Source organism: Streptomyces sp. NBC_01408 (assembly GCF_026340255.1).
In the GTDB taxonomy this organism is placed as follows: Bacteria; Actinomycetota; Actinomycetes; order Streptomycetales; family Streptomycetaceae; genus Streptomyces.
Genome location: NZ_JAPEPJ010000001.1, coordinates 547,335 through 564,363 on the forward strand (window position 1 = coordinate 547,335; position 17,029 = coordinate 564,363).

The 17,029-nt window shown below is 71.6% G+C and carries 15 protein-coding genes; 5 read left to right on the forward strand and 10 right to left on the reverse strand.

Features of this window, described 5'->3' with window-relative positions:
* Positions 1 to 5: 5 nt before the first annotated feature.
* Genes OG447_RS02475 through OG447_RS02505 form a run of 7 tightly spaced genes read right to left on the reverse strand, consistent with a single transcriptional unit; the run spans position 6 to position 6,094 of the window.
* Positions 6 to 944, reverse strand: coding sequence for a type II secretion system F family protein (locus OG447_RS02475; RefSeq protein WP_266934529.1), 939 nt, complete (start codon positions 942 to 944; stop codon positions 6 to 8).
* Complete coding sequence (locus tag OG447_RS02480) at positions 941 to 2,287, reverse strand: CpaF family protein (RefSeq protein WP_266934530.1); 1,347 nt, start codon at positions 2,285 to 2,287, stop codon at positions 941 to 943. The genes OG447_RS02475 and OG447_RS02480 overlap by 4 nt, the downstream gene beginning before the upstream one ends.
* Positions 2,284 to 2,661, reverse strand: coding sequence for a TadE/TadG family type IV pilus assembly protein (locus OG447_RS02485; protein WP_266934531.1), 378 nt, complete (start codon positions 2,659 to 2,661; stop codon positions 2,284 to 2,286). The genes OG447_RS02480 and OG447_RS02485 overlap by 4 nt, the downstream gene beginning before the upstream one ends.
* Before the next feature lies 1 nt (position 2,662).
* On the reverse strand, positions 2,663 to 2,992 hold the full coding sequence (locus tag OG447_RS02490) for a TadE/TadG family type IV pilus assembly protein (protein WP_266934534.1): 330 nt from the start codon (positions 2,990 to 2,992) through the stop codon (positions 2,663 to 2,665).
* A 54-nt stretch (positions 2,993 to 3,046) separates the two neighbouring features.
* Complete coding sequence (locus OG447_RS02495; protein ID WP_266934535.1) at positions 3,047 to 4,369, reverse strand: AAA family ATPase; 1,323 nt, start codon at positions 4,367 to 4,369, stop codon at positions 3,047 to 3,049.
* A gap of 11 nt (positions 4,370 to 4,380) precedes the next feature.
* The gene (cpaB, locus tag OG447_RS02500) at positions 4,381 to 5,082 is read right to left on the reverse strand and encodes a Flp pilus assembly protein CpaB (RefSeq protein WP_266934536.1); all 702 of its coding nucleotides are present in this window, start codon (positions 5,080 to 5,082) and stop codon (positions 4,381 to 4,383) included.
* 7 nt (positions 5,083 to 5,089) lie between these two features.
* The gene (locus OG447_RS02505) at positions 5,090 to 6,094 is read right to left on the reverse strand and encodes a hypothetical protein (protein WP_266934537.1); all 1,005 of its coding nucleotides are present in this window, start codon (positions 6,092 to 6,094) and stop codon (positions 5,090 to 5,092) included.
* Between the two features lie 382 nt (positions 6,095 to 6,476).
* Between OG447_RS02505 and OG447_RS02510 the strand changes: the two genes are divergently transcribed.
* A complete protein-coding gene (locus OG447_RS02510) occupies positions 6,477 to 8,174 on the forward strand; it encodes a chitinase (RefSeq protein WP_266934539.1) in 1,698 nt (565 codons plus the stop codon).
* A 156-nt stretch (positions 8,175 to 8,330) separates the two neighbouring features.
* On the opposite strand, the gene OG447_RS02515 is transcribed toward OG447_RS02510, so the two are convergent.
* Positions 8,331 to 10,031 (reverse strand): hypothetical protein, encoded by a 1,701-nt coding sequence (locus OG447_RS02515; RefSeq protein WP_266934540.1) that lies wholly within the window; start codon positions 10,029 to 10,031, stop codon positions 8,331 to 8,333.
* A gap of 112 nt (positions 10,032 to 10,143) precedes the next feature.
* Between OG447_RS02515 and OG447_RS02520 the strand changes: the two genes are divergently transcribed.
* Positions 10,144 to 11,508, forward strand: a complete 1,365-nt coding sequence (locus OG447_RS02520; protein WP_266934541.1) for a M14 family metallopeptidase — start codon at positions 10,144 to 10,146, stop codon at positions 11,506 to 11,508.
* Positions 11,509 to 11,561: 53 nt separating this feature from the next.
* On the opposite strand, the gene OG447_RS02525 is transcribed toward OG447_RS02520, so the two are convergent.
* Both OG447_RS02525 and OG447_RS02530 read right to left on the reverse strand, forming a co-directional pair.
* Positions 11,562 to 11,972, reverse strand: a complete 411-nt coding sequence (locus OG447_RS02525) for a RidA family protein (protein WP_266934542.1) — start codon at positions 11,970 to 11,972, stop codon at positions 11,562 to 11,564.
* Positions 11,969 to 12,733, reverse strand: coding sequence for an IclR family transcriptional regulator (locus OG447_RS02530; RefSeq protein ID WP_266934543.1), 765 nt, complete (start codon positions 12,731 to 12,733; stop codon positions 11,969 to 11,971). The genes OG447_RS02525 and OG447_RS02530 overlap by 4 nt, the downstream gene beginning before the upstream one ends.
* 333 nt (positions 12,734 to 13,066) lie before the next feature.
* On the opposite strand from OG447_RS02530, the gene OG447_RS02535 reads away from it, so the two are divergent.
* Genes OG447_RS02535 through OG447_RS02545 form a run of 3 tightly spaced genes read left to right on the forward strand, consistent with a single transcriptional unit; the run spans position 13,067 to position 16,995 of the window.
* The gene (locus OG447_RS02535) at positions 13,067 to 14,347 is read left to right on the forward strand and encodes an amino acid deaminase (protein WP_266934544.1); all 1,281 of its coding nucleotides are present in this window, start codon (positions 13,067 to 13,069) and stop codon (positions 14,345 to 14,347) included.
* Positions 14,348 to 14,356: 9 nt separating this feature from the next.
* Positions 14,357 to 15,955, forward strand: a complete 1,599-nt coding sequence (locus OG447_RS02540; RefSeq protein WP_266934546.1) for an amidohydrolase family protein — start codon at positions 14,357 to 14,359, stop codon at positions 15,953 to 15,955.
* A 17-nt stretch (positions 15,956 to 15,972) separates the two neighbouring features.
* Positions 15,973 to 16,995: a YdcF family protein gene (locus OG447_RS02545; protein WP_266934547.1), complete on the forward strand. Its 1,023-nt coding sequence runs from the start codon at positions 15,973 to 15,975 to the stop codon at positions 16,993 to 16,995.
* The last annotated feature ends 34 nt before the right edge of the window (positions 16,996 to 17,029 follow it).

Genomic DNA, 17,029 nt, shown 5'->3' on the forward strand with positions numbered 1-17,029 from the left:
GCCCCTCACACGTCGATCTTCGAGAGGCGGCGGATGAGCAGGAAGCCCAGGGTGAACAGGCCGAGCGAGACCAGTACGGCCGTCTGCCCGATGAAGGCGCCCGTCATCCGGTCCAGCGCCCCCGGCATCATCATGTCCACCAGCAGCAGGGAGCCCAGGCCCATGGCCGGGACCAGGTACGCGGTCACCGTGACCTGGGACAGCTGGGTGCGGATCTCGCGGCGGGTCTCCTTGCGCTGTTCCAGGGTGACCGTGAGGTTGCGCAGGCTGTCCACGATGGCGCCGCCCGCCCGGGCGGACAGGACGAGGGTGGAGACCAGGACGACCAGTTCGCGCGAGGGCAGCCGCTCGGTGAGCTCGCCGAGGGACTCCTCGATGGAGTGGCCGACGGCGAGCCGGTCGGCTACGCGGGCCAGTTCCTCGCCCGCCGGGGCCTCCAGCTCCTCGGCCGCGAGGCCGATGGCGGTACGCAGGGCCAGTCCGGCCTGGGTGGCGTTGGCGAGGATGCGGGCCAGTTCGGGGAGCTGGTTGATGAACCGCTCCGTGCGGCGCGTGCGCTGCCAGTTGAGGAAGGCGTCGGCCGCCCAGACGCCGATCGCGCCCGCCACCGGGCCGAAGAACGGCGCCAGGAACGAGGCGGCGATCAGCCACACCCCGGCGATGCCGGACAGCATGTAGACGAAGAACTCGCCGGGCGTGAGGTCCAGGCCGGTCGTCGCCAGTTTCCGTTCGATCCGCCGGCCCAGTGCGGTCCTGCGCAGGCGCCGGTCCACTGCGGGGAAGCGCCGACGGCGGCCCGTGGGCTCCGGGGCTCCGCTCGCCGAGAGGCGTTCGATGAGGGCGGCGCGCTGGGCCCGGCCGGCGGAGTACGCGTGCACGCCGAGGACGACGAGCAGGCAGGCCAGGAGCGTGGCGCCGAGGGTCAGGAGGACGAGTGGGTTCACAGGGCGGTCCGGGTGATGCGGGTGGCGAGGGGGTCGTCGGGCAGGGCGACGCCGAAGGCCTGCGGGATCGGCTGGTTGTTCATGTAGAGGCGTTCGGCGATGCGGCGCGGCAGCGGGTAGTACTCGAAGTAGCCGTGGACGCGCCCGTCCGGCCCCATGGGCTGGGCGGCGAACCGGCAGACGGTCGTGATGCGGAAGGGTTCGCGGCCGTGCGACTCCAGGATGGAGATCTCGGTGACGCGGCGCGAGCCGTCGCCGAAGCGGGTCAGCTGGACGACGACGTTGACGGCGCTGTTGATCTGGTCCTGGAGCGCCTCGAAGGGCACTTCCACCTCGGACATCGAGGCGAGGGTCTGGAGGCGCATCAGGGCGTCCTCCGCACTGTTGGCGTGGACGGTGGCCAATGAGCCGTCGTGTCCGGTGGACATGGCCTGGAGCATGTCGAGGGTCTCGCCGCCGCGGACCTCGCCGACGATGATGCGGTCGGGGCGCATGCGCAGGGAGTTGCGTACGAGGTCGCGGATGGTGATCTGGCCCTTGCCCTCGACGTTCGCCGGGCGCGATTCGAGGCGGATCACATGGGCCTGCTGGAGCTGGAGTTCGGCCGAGTCCTCGATGGTGATGATGCGTTCGCCCTCCGGGATCAGGCCGGAGAGGGCGTTGAGGAGGGTGGTCTTGCCGGTGCCCGTGGCCCCGGAGACGATCACGTTCATCTTCGCCTGGACCAGGCCCGACAGCAGGAGCAGCATCTGCTCGTCGAGCGAGCCGAGGCCGATCATCTCGTGCAGGGTGAAGGCGCGCGGGAAGCGGCGGATGGTGAGGGTGGCGCCGGTCAGGGAGAGCGGCGGGATGATGACGTTGACGCGCTCGCCGCTGGGAAGGCGGGCGTCGACCATCGGATTGGCCTCGTCGACCCGGCGGTTGACGGTGGAGACGATGCGTTCGATGGTCTGCATCAGCTGCTCGTGCGAGGCGAAACGGATGGGCAGCTGCTCGACGCGTCCGGCCCGCTCGACGAAGATCTGGTCGGGCCCGTTGACCATGATCTCGGAGATCGAGGCGTCTTCGAGGAGCGGTTCGAGCACACCGAGCCCGAGGGCCTCGTCGACGACCCGGCGGATCAGCTGCGCCCGCTCGACGGTGGAGAGGACCGGCCCCTCGCGGCTGATGATGTGGCCGAGTACGCGCTCCAGCCGGGCCCGGCGCTCGGCGGGCGCGAGCGCGGACATCTCGGCGAGGTCGATCTCCTCCAGCAGCTTGGCGCGGTAGGAGGAGACCAGCCGGCCGTCCTCGCGCGGGCTGTGGCGGTCGTCGGGGGTGTTGACCCGGGAACGCAGGCTCATGGTCCGGTCACCTTCGGGTCGTCGTTGGGCATGACTGCGGTGGCCACCGCGGCCTCCAGGTCCAGGCCGGGCACGATGGCCTTGATCTCGATCCTCGCCACCGCGGTCACGGCGTCGGCGTCCTTGGTCACCGTGACCTGCGCGCCGAGGCTCGCCTTGACCGCCGCCGCGCCCGCCGCCGCGCCGCCGCCGCCCTTGCGGGCCTCCACGCGGGCGGCCGTACGGGCGGCCGTGTCGGCCTGCTCGTGGACGTACGCGACCCAGCCCAGCTGGATCCCGCACAGTGCGACGAACAGCAGGATCGGCACGAAGCCGATGTACTCGATCGCCACCTGGCCCCGGTCTCCCCGGTCGGAGCGCATCCGCCTCTTCACGTCAGCCCGCCTCCCTCTCCATCGCCGCGCCGCCCGTGCCGTCGATCGAACCGAAGTTGAGCGAGGGGTGCAGGACGGGGATGCTGAGCGTGACCGTCGCCTTGTAGATGTCGCCCTGTGCGCCGCAGCTCACCTTCAGGTCCCAGGCACCCCCGATGTGTTCCCCGGCCGCCGCCGCGCACGCGCTGTCCCCCTTCACCGCGCCCGCCCGCGCCGCCTCGTCCGCCGCGTTCCCCGCCAGGGAGAAGGCGTACCCGATCAGTACGGACTCCCACACCGCCGCGACCAGCAGCAGGATCAGCGGCACCGTGCCGACGAACTCGATCGCCACCTGGCCGCGGTCCCCCCGGTCGCGGCGCCGGGGTCTGCGCGCCGCCGGCACCGGTCAGCCCTCCCGGCCGCGGCGCAGACGGGCCACCGGGCCGGACACGCGGACGGCCAGGGAGGTGCCCGGCGAGCCGCCGGAACCGGCCGGTCCGGCGGAGCCCGCGGAGCCCAGGGCCTTCGGAGAACGCTGAGCGCCCGCCGCGGCCTCCGGGGCGGCCAGCAGCCCCAGTTCGCCCGCCAGGGTCCACAGGGCCTGCTTCACGGAGGAGCGGTTGTCCAGGTCCTGGACCCGGCCCGCGTCCACCACCGCCTGGAGTTCCTTGAAGGCGGCCGGGACCGGGGTCCGGGTGGCCCGGGTCTTGGTGATCTTCTCGATCAGGGCGGGCTGGATCTCGGTGTGCTTGCTCCAGCGGTTGACGACCATCGCGGTGTCCTCCGCCTTGCGCACCTGGAGCCGCTCCCACATGCGGACCATCCGCTTCGCGGCGCGCACCGCGACCACGTCCGGGGTGGTCACCAGCACCGCCACGTCCGCCATCTCCACCGCGGTGGCGTTCGCGCCGGTCACCTGGGTCCCGCAGTCGATGACGACGAGTTCGTAGCGGCTGCGCAGCGCCCCGACGATGTGGCGGGCGGCCCGGTCGTCGACCTCCTCGCCGCGTTCGCCGTCCGCCGGGGCCAGCAGCAGGGCCAGGCCCGTGCGGTCGTCGTAGACGGCGTCCTGGAGGACCCGCGGGGAGATGTCCTGGATCCCGGCGAGGTCGGCGATGGAGCGACGGAACTGCACGTCGAGGTACGAGCCCACGTCCCCGGCCTGGAGGTCCATGTCGACCAGTGCGGTACGCCGTCCGGAGGCGGCCGCGGCCAGCGCGAACTGGACGGCGGTGAAGGTGGTCCCCACGCCCCCCTTGGCTCCGGTGACGGTGACCACCCGGCCGCCGGGCCCGGTGAACACGTCGGCCCCGCGCCCCAGGTGGCGGCGTACGCCCACGGACCACTGGGCGGCGGCCTGAACCCGGGCGGCCAGTTCCTCGTAGGAGAGCGGGAGGCCGATCAGGCCCCGCGCGCCCGAGTCCATCGCGGCGGAGAAGAGGGCGGGTCCGGCGTCGGAGGAGAGCAGGACCACCCCCACCGCGGGGAAGCGCAGGGCGACCTCGCGGATGAGCTCAAGGGCGGGGACGGGGCCGATCCGCTCGTGGACCAGGACGACCTCGGGGAGTTCGTCGATGGATTCGGCGGCGAGCCGGGCGAGGGTGTCCAGCAGGGTGGTGGAGTCGGGGACCGGGAGGGCCGGTTCGGCGGCGGGGAGCTGGCTGAGGAGGGTGGCGATGGCGCGGGCGGCGTCCGGGTCGCCGGCCGCGGGGAGGATTCGGGTGGTCATCCGGGCCTGCCTTACTTGTCCCCGTCGAGGGTGTACGTGCGGTCGCTCGGGCTCGGCGCCGAGTCGGTGCCGGGGGCCACGAGCGCCAGGCGCACGTGCTCCGCGAAGGACTCGGCGTACGCGACGCGCTGGGTGTCCTTGGTGTTGAGGGCGAAGGTGATCGGGACGGCCTCGGCCGGGCCGTTGCGGTCGCTGTTCTTCTCCAGGGCGGTGAGCTTGCCGACGCCCAGGACGCGGGCGTTGGCGACGATGATCACCGACCGGGAGGGGTCGGTGTCCTTGGCTCCCTTGAAGGTGGCGATGATGTTGACCTTCGCGCCCGAGGTGATCTTGCCCGCCACGCCGGTCGCCGCGTCGATCATGATGGCGATCTCCTGCTCGCCGGGCTGGAGCTGCGGCCGGTCGACGAACATGTCCGACTGGAGCAGCGAGCCCTTCTTCAGGGTGGTGAGCGCGATCTTGTCCTTGAGCGCGCCGAGGTCGGTGACGGCGGTCTCGGAGAGCCAGCGCCTGGGCACGGTGATCTCCTCGAACTGCCCCTCCGCCAGCGGGCTGTACGGGGCGATGTCGCCCTTGGCGCGGTAGGCGACGACCTCGGCCCCGACCTTGGAATTGACGTCGCCGATCACCACGAGGACGCCGGCGAAGGCCCCGAGCGCGCACAGGATCGACAGGAGCAGCAGGATGACGCCGCGGCGCTGGCGTGAGTTCATGGCCGTACTACCTCGCCGTTCTTCGTTCGATCTTGCGTTCGGGCCGGGCGGATCGGTCGGTGCGGGCGGATCGGTCGGGGCGGTCCGGTCGCTCCGGCCGGTCGGATGGGACCGTGCCCGCTCCCGCGGGTGGCGGTGCGCTGAGAGGCGCGGAGCAGAAGCCGCACCGGTCGCCGATGAGTTCGAGGCCGCACCAGCGGCACTCGTCGCGGCGGACCGAGGCGACCAGCTGGTAGAGGACGTTCGGGTCCGGGATGCCGGCGGCGAACTCGACGAGCTTCTGGGTGCCCCACCAGGCGGGCGAGTCGGCCGGCAGCGGGTTCTCCATGACCCCCTGCACCTGCCAGGCGGGGGCGAGTTCGGCCGCGACCCAGTCGGAGGCGAGCTGCCCGCGGGCGAAGGTGAGGTGGGTGGCGAACTCGGGCCCGGCCGGCAGGGCCGCGCCCGCTCCGTGCGAGCTGTGGGAGCCGCGGGAGCCGTGCGAGCCGCGGGAGGCGGCGGAGCCGCCCAGCCTGACCAGGTGCGGCGCCGGGTGGGCGAGTACGGCGAACTGCGCGCTCGGCGACCACGACCTGGCGTGCGCCTTGAGCCCGACCGGGACCCGGTCGAGTTTGGCGACCGAGCCCAGCAGGGCGCCAGCGTAGATGTAGTGGGACAGCAGGCGGGCCGCGGAGGCGATCACTCCGGGGCTGAAGTCGCAGACGCTGAGCTGGCGCAGCTGACGTACCAGCAGGGCGGTGCCCAGCGGCGGCAGATCGATGTCGAGGAGCGCGATCCGGTCGGTTTCCAGGATGGCCCGTACGGTGTGCAGCCGCTGCACGGTGGCGGGGGGCAGCCAGGACGGTACGAGGGCCACGAGGTGGCCGTGCCCCTCCAGCAGCGTGCTGGTCTCGGCGAGCGCACCCTCCAGGTCGAGGCGCCCGGGCGGGTGCAGTACGGCGGCCCCGGGCGTGTGCCGGTCGGGGGCGGGAAGCACCAGGTCGGCGCTGGTGACAGCGATGGCGGTCGGCACGCGGATCCCCCTGTTCACCCCGTACGCCACGGACGTCCGCACACCCGTGGCAGGCCCCGCGACGCGCCCGTACGGTGCCCGTCGCGTACGCGCACGCACTGCGCGACCGCAAACGATCGACGCCCTTCCCCCTTGCTCCAGCACCATATCCGCGTCACCCCTGGCCGGGCAGGGTCTTGGTAATTCCCGTGACACGAGCGCATGTCACAGGTGGCGGGAAACCCGGACAACAGGGATCGGGCATTCGGCCATTTCAAGCCACATTGCAAAGACTCTTGACACCAGGATTGGTCTGGACCAACTTGGCACCGCAGGCCTTGAGTTGCCCGTCCCCACCGGGCCGGCCCCACCCGTCCGCCTTCCTCCCCCCACCGGAGCCCACGTGAACCGCATACGCTCCCTCGCCCTGCTGGGCGCCGCCACCCTCGCCGCGGGCGGCCTGAGCGCCCTCGCCACCGGCACCGCCCAGGCCGCGGACATCAACGTCGCCCGCAACGGAGGCTTCGAGTCCGGTCTCGCCGACTGGTCGTGTTCGGGCGGCAGCGGCGCCGCCGTCTCCTCCCCCGTCTTCGCCGGGGCCGGGGCCCTGAGGGCCACTCCGGCCGGTTCCGACAACGCCCGCTGCAGCCAGACCGTCACGGTCAAGCCGAACTCGACGTACACGCTGAGCACCCAGGTGCAGGGCTCCTACGTGTACCTCGGCGCGACGGGGACCGGCACGCAGGACGTGTCCACCTGGACCCCCGGCTCGGGCTCCGGCTGGCAGAAGCTCTCCACCACCTTCACCACCGGCCCCGCCACCACCCAGGTCACCGTGTACACCCACGGCTGGTACGGCCAGCCGGCCTACGTCGTCGACGAGTTCAGCGTCTTCGGCCCGGACGGCGGCGGGGGCACCGACCCCGGCCCGTCCGTCCCCGGCGCCCCGGCCGGGACCGCCGTTTCCGGCCAGAGCGCGAACGGCCTCATCCTTTCGTGGAACGCGGTCAGCGGAGCGACCGGCTATCACGTGTACCAGGACGGCGTCCGGGTGCAGAGCGCGACCTCGGCCTCCGCCCAGATCGCCGGGCTCGCCGCGGCGACCTCGTACTCCTTCCAGGTGAGCGCGTACAACGCGGCGGGCGAGGGCTCCAAGTCGGCGCCGGTGACCGGCACCACGACCGGCGGCGGCCCGGGCCCCGGCCCGAACCCCGCCGTCCCCAAGCACGCCCTGACGGGCTACTGGCAGAACTTCAACAACGGGGCGACCGTCCAGAAGATCTCCGACGTCTCCGCGCAGTACGACATCATCGCCGTCTCCTTCGCCGACGCCACCACCACGCCCGGCGCCATCACCTTCAACCTCGACTCGGCGGGCCTCGGCGGCTACACCGTCGCCCAGTTCAAGGCGGACGTCGCTGCGAAGAAGGCGGCCGGCAAGTCGGTCATCCTCTCCATCGGCGGCGAGAAGGGCACCATCTCGGTCAACGACTCCGCCTCCGCGAACAACCTGGCGAACTCGGCGTACGCGCTGATGCAGGAGTACGGGTTCACCGGTATCGACATCGACCTGGAGAACGGGATCAACCCGACGTACATGACGCAGGCGCTGCGCTCGCTGTCCGCGAAGGCGGGCCCCTCGCTCGTCATCACGATGGCCCCGCAGACCATCGACATGCAGTCCACGCAGGGCGGGTACTTCAAGACGGCCCTGAACATCAAGGACATCCTCACCGTCGTCAACATGCAGTACTACAACAGCGGCTCGATGAACGGCTGCGACGGCAAGGTCTACTCGCAGGGCTCGGTGGACTTCCTCACCGCGCTCGCCTGCATCCAGCTGGAGGGCGGCCTGGACCCCTCCCAGGTGGGCATCGGCGTCCCGGCCTCCCCGAGCGGCGCCGGCAGCGGCTACGTCTCGCCGACGATCGTCAACAACGCCCTGGACTGCCTGGCGCGCGGCACGAGCTGCGGATCGTTCAAGCCCTCGAAGACCTACCCCGGGCTGCGCGGCGCGATGACCTGGTCGACCAACTGGGACGCCAAGGCGGGTAACGCTTGGTCCGACGCGGTGGGTCCCAAGGTCCACGGCCTGCCGTAGGCGGTACGTGTGGGGGTGGCCTGAATCGGTTCGGCGAGCACGACGGGTGCTTGACCGGGACATGCCACGAGAGCACGCTGTGCGCACGTCCGCACGGCTACCCCCACACTCCCCACCCAGGAGAACGCATGCGGCTCCACACCATTCCTACGCGATTCAACCGGTGTTGGCGGAATCGCTGTGAACCGGGCCAGGCGTAGGGTGCCTGGCACCGGGTGTCTCCCGAACGGTCTTGGAGACGGGGAACAGCGCGAGCTGGTCGCTTCGGTCCCGGCAGGTCTTGGTGCCCCGGTGGGGTGTGCCTGTGGCCCTCGGCGGGCTCGTGGTCCCGCGTGCCCTGGGGCGGGGGACGGTCTGGCCGGTAGCTCTCCGTACAACGATCCTCTGGTCGTGTGCGGTCACACCTGGCCGACGCCGTACCCCGTATCCGAGGGCACGCCTGCCGATCGCCACCGAGGCCGCGTGGTGGCCAGTGACAACGGTGGTCATGGATTGCTGCTGGAGCGGGGCCTTCCAGTGTTGCCCGCCCCAGCGGGAGGTGTAAGCCGGGTCAACCGCGACGACGACAAGCCCGGCGTGGTGGGCCATGCCGCGCAGTCGTTCACGGAAGCGCGAGGTGGGCAGTCCGGCGACGGTACGGCGAAAGCTCTTGCCATGTTTGCCCCTGCCCATCGTCTCGCGGCCGGTGGCACGGGCGTCGGCGAAGCCAAGGTTCTCGATCGCCAGACCAGCGCAGCCGTTCATCCGCGCGAGGTTGATCAGTTCGGTAATCGCGGCCCGCAGACGCCCGTCACGCTGGGATGTGTCTCCGGTCAGATCGATCGGCACGGTCATGGGCTGCCCGACCGGATTGCCGTGCGTGTCCACGACGCACGCAGCAAGGTGGTCGGCATTGAGGTCCACGGCCAGCAGCCGGACACCTGCGGCAGCCAGTTCGACCGGGGTAGGCAGCACCGTCTGCGGGGTCGACCAGGAAGCATCGAGGTACCAGCGGTCGCGAACTGGGTCGAGAGTGATGTCGTATCGGACGGCCCGGTTGGCACTGATCCGGTCCAGCCACTCATCGCCTCGGTGGTTGAAAGCCACGCTCGCGGCGAGGCGGTAGCGTCCGCGCGGCATGTTGGCGAGGTGCCGCAGAGGGGCGGGCAGAACGATCGCGACTGTGCCGTCGGCCGGGTCCACACTGATCGTGTAGTTCCCGTACGGCGCACCCGACTCCCCATCGGCGGTCACGAACAAGCGGGCCGCATCCCACCTCTCTCGCCACTCGGCGTCGGTGAGACTAGCGTCGGCGAGGTTGTGCCGCACCTTCGCCAGCTGCCGCCCCCCGACAACCACCGCCGGATGCCCGGCCTCAATACGGCGCTCCACCTCCGCCAGGCGTGCGTTGAGCACCTGCAACCGGCGCTGCTTCTGTGCTCGCTCGGCCCGGTCCGGATAGCCTCGAACACCGCCCACACGCTGACCGCACGACACCTCCAGGCGCTTACGGATCTTGACAATGGCCCGGCGCAGGGACGCTCGCTCGTCGAACAGGCATCGCAGGGAGAGCTGGTACTGATCCTCGGATGCGCGCGTGATCGCCCCCGCCCAGCGCGACGACGACGCCTTCGTCAGCGCGCGTTTCCGTTCCGCCCGCCGATTGCCCTTGACCGGCACCTTGCCAATTCGGACACGCTCAGCCAGATCGCCACGTGCATGGTGCCCGAGGTGTTCACCGAGGAGCGCAAGGACCTTCTCATCAACCGAAGACAGGTGCAGGCGGTCACGGATGCGCGAACCGGTGGGGGCCGAAACCGTAAAGGGAAGGGCCAGCCCTCTGACTTCGCGCTTCCCCTTTCGTACCCCGCGTGCCACCGTCCGCCCCCTCTCTACATGGCGCAGCGTCATTCCGACCTGCCCAGGCAATCAGTCCAACAGGATCACTCACCTCGCATTGCCCCCCACGTTCACCCAAACGAGGTATCCGATGACCAGCCATGACCTACAGCCAAATCGACGGTCGGCAACCCGCCGGAGGGCCGCCGTCACGGCGGCCCTGCTGGCGCTCGCCCTCGGCGCACCCGCCTACGGAATGAGCGCGACGGCATCGCCACCACCCACCCCGTCCACCGCCACCCAGGACGAGGCCATCGTCCAGTACCGGATCCACGGCCCCTCCACGGTCGCCGACCGCACCGCGCTGCTCAGCACCGGCGTGTCGATCGACGAGGTGGACGACCACACCGTCGTCGTCAGCGCCGACACCATGCAGGCCAGGGAACTGCGCGCGCGGGGCTACCAGCTCACCGCCCTCCCCGGACCGCCGGACCGCTCCCTGCCCGGAATCGCGGCGGGCACCATGGACTTCCCCTCGGCGGACTCCAGGTACCACAACTACGCCGAGGCGAGCGCCGAGATCGACCAGCGCATCGCCCAGTACCCCGGGATCATGAGCAAGCGGGTCATCGGGAAGTCGTACCAGGGCCGCGACCTCGTGGCGATCAAGATCAGTGACAACGTCGCCACCGACGAGGCCGAACCCGAGGTGCTCTTCACCGCGCACCAGCACGCCCGCGAGCACCTGACCGTCGAAATGGCCCTGTACCTGCTGAAGGAGTTCGGCGCCAAGTACGGCACGGAGTCCCGGGTCACCAACGCGATCAACAACCGCGAGATCTGGATCATCCCGGACCTCAACCCGGACGGCGGCGAGTACGACATCGCCACCGGCTCCTACCGCTCCTGGCGCAAGAACCGCCAGCCCAACTCCGGCTCCTCCTACGTCGGCACCGACCAGAACCGGAACTGGAACTACAAGTGGGGCTGCTGCGGCGGCTCCAGCAGCAGCAAGAGCTCCGAGACCTACCGGGGCACGGCCCCCGAGTCGACGCCCGAGGTGAAGGTCGTCTCCGACTTCGTCCGCAGCCGGGTGATCGGCGGCAAGCAGCAGATCAAGGCATCGATCGACTTCCACACCTACAGCCAGCTGGTGCTCTGGCCCTTCGGCTGGACGTACAACGACACCGCGCCCGGCCTGACCGCCGACGACCTCGCCGTGTTCAAGAAGATCGGCACGAGCATGGCGTCGAGCAACGGCTACACCCCGGAGCAGTCGAGCGACCTCTACATCACGGACGGGACGATCGACGACTGGCTGTGGGGCAGCCAGAAGATCTTCGCCTACACCTTCGAGATGTACCCGGCGAGCGCAGGCGGCGGCGGCTTCTACCCGCCCGACGAGGTGATCGACCGCGAGACCTCGCGCAACAAGGAGGCCGTGCTCCAGCTGCTGGAGAACGCGGACTGCATGTACCGCTCGATCGGCAAGGAAGCGCAATACTGCGCCGCCTAGCCGCAGGACCGCTCAGGGGCGCCCCACCGCCAGGGGGGCGCCCCTTCGGCGTCTCAGCCGAGCACCGCGAGCGCGTCGATCTCGATGAGCAGGCCGGCCGGCAGGCCCACGTACACGGTCGTCCGGGCGGCCGGGGCCTCCCCCAGGCCCTGCTCCTCGAAGTAGGTGTTGTAGATCCCGTTCATCTCGGCGAAGTGCGCGGTGTCCGTGAGGTAGACGCGGATCATCATCACGTCGTCCCAGCCCGCGCCGCCCGCCTCCAGCACGGAGCGGACGTTCTCCAGCGTCTGGAGGGTCTGCTCGCGCAGCGTCGGCCCGGCCGGCGTCGGCGGCTGCCCGTCCACGTGCGGCAGGAACCCGACCTGGCCGGCGACCTGGAGGATGTTCCCCTTGCGCACCCCGTGCGAGAACTTCGCCGGCGGCGCGGTGTGGGTGTCGGGGGTGATGGCGGTCTTCTCGGTCATGAACCGTCCTTCTGTACGGGGCCGGAGCCTGAGTACTCCTGGCTGATGGTGTCGGCGGTACGCAGGACCAGGGGCAGCAGTTCGAGCAGCCCCTCGGCGGACACGACCACGCTCGGCGCGGAGACGGACAGCGCGGCGACGACCCGCCCGCCCGGCCCGCGCACCGGCGCGCCGAGGCAGTTGACGGACTCCTCGTGCCCCCCGAGGTCCGTGGCCCAGCCCTGCTCCCGGACGAGGGCCAGCTCGCGGAGGAAGGCGGCTGCGTCCGGCGTCGAGCGGGCGGTGTGGCGCGGGTACTCCAGCCGCCGCGCCAGCGCCTCGCGCTCGGGCCCGGGCAGATCGGCGAGGAGCAGCTTGGCGACGGCGGCGACGGTGAGGGCGACGGGCTTGCCGATGCGGGAGTACATGCGCACCGGGTAGCGGCTGTCGACCTTGTCGATGTACACGACCTCGTCGTCCTGGTGGAGGGCGAGGTGGACGGTGTGACCGGTGGCCCTGTTCAGCTCGACCAGGTGGGGGTGCGCGATCTCCCGGACGTCCAGGTTCTCGACGGCCTCGGCGGCGAGCGCGAAGAGCTGCGCCCCGAGCCGGTAGCGGCCGTCGGCCTGCCGGTACACGAAGCGGTGCTCGTGCAGGGTGCGCAGCAGGCGCAGCGCGGTGCTTTTGTGCACGCCGAGCTCGTCGGCGACCTGGCCGAGTCCGGCCGGGCCCTTGGCGAGCAGCGGCAGGATCCCCAGCGCCCGCTCCACGGACTGGCTCATGCGGTCCCTTCCCGTCCGGTCACTGCGAACACCGGCTCCGCCGGCGCCCCGGGCTCCGCCCGGACCCGCGCCTCAATCGCCGGCGGGGCTGAAATTGCCCTGCGGGCAATCCAGCGCGCGAGGCAGACGGCATCAGCCGAATCCAGCCCCGCCGGCGTTTGAGGCGCGGGGTCCGGGGCGGAGCCCCGGCAGCGGCGGCGCGGCCAGAACCCGGGCGGGCCCCAGCGGCAGCGGCCCGGCCGACGTTGACCCACCGTCACCCGGGATGTTAGACAGCAGGCAGCGGCACACGCAACGACCGTTGCATACAGCGCAACCCCGGGAGGGCACCGCATGGCCAGCGACCCCGTCAAGGACCTCGCCGACGAACCGGTCGACCACCGGTTCAAGGGCCTCCCCCCGGACGCCCAGGCGCACGGCCTCACCGTCGGACAGCTCGCCGCCCAGCGCCGGGACCTGTTCGACGGGGGCTTCACCACCCCCGTCCTGACCCTCGACGCGGACGCGCTGGAGCACAACCTCGGCGCCCTCGGCACGTACGCCGCCCGCCACGCCCTCGCCTTCGCCCCGCACGGCAAGACCTGCATGTCCCCCCAGCTCTTCCGCCGCCAGCTGGACCACGGCGCCTGGGGCATCACCGCGGCCGTCCCCCACCAGGCCCGCGTCTACCGCGCCTTCGGCATCCAGCGGATCTTCCTCGCCAACGAACTCGTCGACGCCGCCGCCCTGCGCTGGGTCGCCGCCGAACTCGCCGCCGACCCCGGCTTCCGGTTCGTCTGCTACGTCGACTCCGTGCGCGGCGTCCAGCTCATGGACCGCGCCCTGCGGGGCCAGCCGGCCGTCGTCGACGTCGTCGTGGAGCTCGGCGCCGGTGAGGGAGCCCGCACCGGGGCCCGTACCGACGAGGACTGCCGGGCCGTCGCCGACGCCGTGGCCGGCGCCGCCACCCTGCGCCTGGTCGGCGTCGCCGGCTATGAGGCCGAGGTCCCGGACGCCGACCCCGACCGGGTCGAGGCGTACCTGCGCCGCCTCACCGGCCTTGCCGTCGAGTTCGACAAGGCCGGCCGCTTCGGCGCCGGCCTCGACGAGATCGTCGTCAGCGCGGGCGGCTCCGCCTGGTTCGACGCCGTGGCCGAGGTCTTCGCCGAGATCCCCGAGCTGTCCCGTCCCGTCCTCAAGCTGCTGCGCTCCGGCGCGTACGTCTCCCACGACCACGGCTGGTACACCCGCCTCACCCCCTTCAACCGGCACCCCGAAGAGGGCGGCCTGCGGCCCGCCTTCCGCCTGTGGACCCAGGTCGTCTCGCGCCCCTCCCCCACCCAGGCCTTCGTCAACGCCGGCAAGCGCGACATCGCCTACGACCTCGGCCTGCCCACCGCCGAGCTGGTCCGCGACGCGCTCGACGGAACCGAGCGGCCCGCCACCGGAGTCCGCGTGGTCAAACTGTCCGACCAGCACGCCTGGCTGGAGACCGACGCGGCCGACGGCCTCCAGGTCGGCGACTGGGTAGCACTCGGCATGTCCCACCCCTGCACGATCTTCGAGAAGTGGCCGCTGATCCCGGTCGTCGAGGACGACGGCACGGTCACCGACTACGTGCGCACCTTCTTCTAGGCCCCGGCCGTGGACCTGGTCATCCGCGGGGCCCGCGTCGTCGACGGCACGGGCGGGCCCTCGTACACCGCCGACGTCGGCGTGCACGAGGGCCGGATCGCCGCGATCGGCAGGATCCCGGGCGGGGGCCGGCGCACCCTCGACGCGCACGGCCTCGCCCTCGCACCCGGCTTCACCGACATGCACGCCCACAGCGACCTCGCGCTGCTCCGCGACCCGGACCACAGCGCCAAGGCCGCCCAGGGCGTCACCCTCGAAGTCCTCGGCCAGGACGGCCTGTCGTACGCGCCCGCCGACGACCGGACCCTCGGCGAGGTGCGGGCCGCCATCGCCGGATGGAACGGCGGCGGGCCGGGCAGCACGGAACTCGACTTCGACTGGCGCACCGTCGGCGAGTACCTCGACCGCCTCGACACCGGCTTCGGGGGCGAGGGCATCGCCGTCAACGCCGCGTACCTCGTCCCCCAGGGCACGGTCCGCGCGTACGCCCTCGGCTGGGAGGACCGGCCCGCCACCCCGGCCGAACTGGACCGGATGCGGCGGCTCGTCGCCGACGGCCTCGCCCAGGGCGCGGTCGGCATGTCCTCCGGGCTCACCTACACCCCCGGCATGTACGCCTCCGGAGCCGAACTGACCGAGCTGTGCCGCGTGGTGGCCCGCTACGGCGGCTACTACTGCCCGCACCACCGCTCGTACGGCCACGGCGCGCTCGCCGCCTACGCCGAGATGGTCGGCCTGACCCGGGAGGCCGGCTGCGCCCTGCACCTGGCGCACGCCACCATGAACTTCGGCGAGAACGAGGGCCGGGCCGGCGAGCTGCTCGCCCTGCTCGACGCGGCGCTGACCGACGGCGCCGACATCACCCTCGACAGCTACCCGTACACCCCCGGCTGCACCACCCTCGTCGCCCTGCTCCCCAGTTGGGCCAACGAGGGCGGCCCGGACGCGGTCCTGGCCCGGCTGCGCGACGACGCCCAGGCCGAACGGATCCGCCACGCCCTGGAGGTGGAGGGCGCCGACGGCTGCCACGGGGTGCCCGTCGACTGGTCGACGATCGAGATCTCCGGCGTCACCGATCCCGCCTTCGCACCCCTGGTCGGCACCCGGCTGGACGGCTGGGACACCGCCCGGCGGCTCCTGATCGGCGACCGGCTCGGGCCCACGGTCCTCCAGCACGTCGGCCACGAGGAGAACGTCCGGGCGATCATGCGCCACCCCGTCCACACCGGCGGCTCCGACGGCATCCTCCAGGGCGCGAAACCGCACCCGCGCGCCTACGGCACCTTCCCGCACTACCTCGGCCACTACGTGCGCGAACTCGGCGTGCTCAGCCTGGAGGAGTGCGTCGCCCACCTGGCGGGCCGCCCGGCGGCACGGCTGCGCCTGCCCGACCGGGGACTCGTACGCGAGGGCCTGCGCGCCGACCTCGCCCTCTTCGACCCGGACACGGTCGCGGCCGGCTCCACGTACGAGAACCCGCGCGCGCTGCCCGCCGGCATCCCGCACGTCCTGATCGGCGGACGGTTCGTGATGCGCGACGGGCGCCGGACGGACGTGCTGGCCGGCCGCTCGGTGCGCCGCACCGCTCATCCCCGTACGCATATCTGACATTTACGATGGTCGGCATGGTCGCCTTCGCTCTTGCCGCCCTGTTTTTCCTCGCCTTCTGCATAAGTGCCAGAGAAGACCGCCGCCGCTTCCGCAACGCCGTGCTGTTCGGGCTGACCTTCATCACCCTCTCGTTCGCCCTGCTCCTCCAGGTGGAACGGCTGCCCGGCTGGGCGGCCCCGGTCGTCGTCCTGCTGGTCTTCGCCACACCCGCGCTCGGCACTCTGGCCCTGGGCGTCTTCCTCGTCGCCAACGGCGTGACCATGGTCCGCAAGGAGGGCGGCCGCCCGGCCAACCTGCTGTCGATGCTCGCGGGGCTGGGGATCTTCGGGATGATCGCGCTGCTGATCGCCGTGGGCTGGTTCGGCTCCCCGCTCCTGGGCGGTCTCGCGGGGACGCTCACCCTGGTCGTCGGCTACGTCTCCTTCATCTTCCTGTGCTTCCTCGGCTACGCCTTCCTGTACGGGCGGATCAAGGTGCGCGGCGACGTCGACCACGTGGTCATGCTGGGCTCGGGCCTGGTCGGCGGGGACCGGGTGCCGCCGCTGCTGGCCTCGCGCCTGCGCAAGGGGCAGGAGATCTACGAGGCCCAACTGGCCCGGGGCGGGCGGCCGCCGGTGCTGCTCACCTCGGGCGGCAAGGGTTCGGACGAGAAGGTGGCCGAGGCCCGGGCGATGGCGGACTGGCTGATCGCGCAGGGCGTGCCGGCGGAGCACATCGCGCTGGAGGACCGTTCCACGACGACCGAGGAGAACATGCGGTTCAGCCGGGAGATCATGGCGGCGCAGGACCCGGCCTACCGGTGCGTGGTGGTCACCAACAACTTCCACGCCTTCCGGGCCGCGATGCTGGCCCGCAAGGCCGGGGTCAACGGTCAGGTGCTGGGCTCTCCCACGGCGAAGTACTACTGGCCGAGCGCCACCATCCGCGAGTTCGTCGCGGTGTTCTGGGAGCACAAGGCCGTGAACCTGGGGATCTGCGGGCTGCTGATCGCCCTGGGCGCGCTGGGCACACTGTCCGCCGTGGCCGTGACCACCTGATCGTGCGGAGGTGCCGTGACTCCCCCCCTCGGCA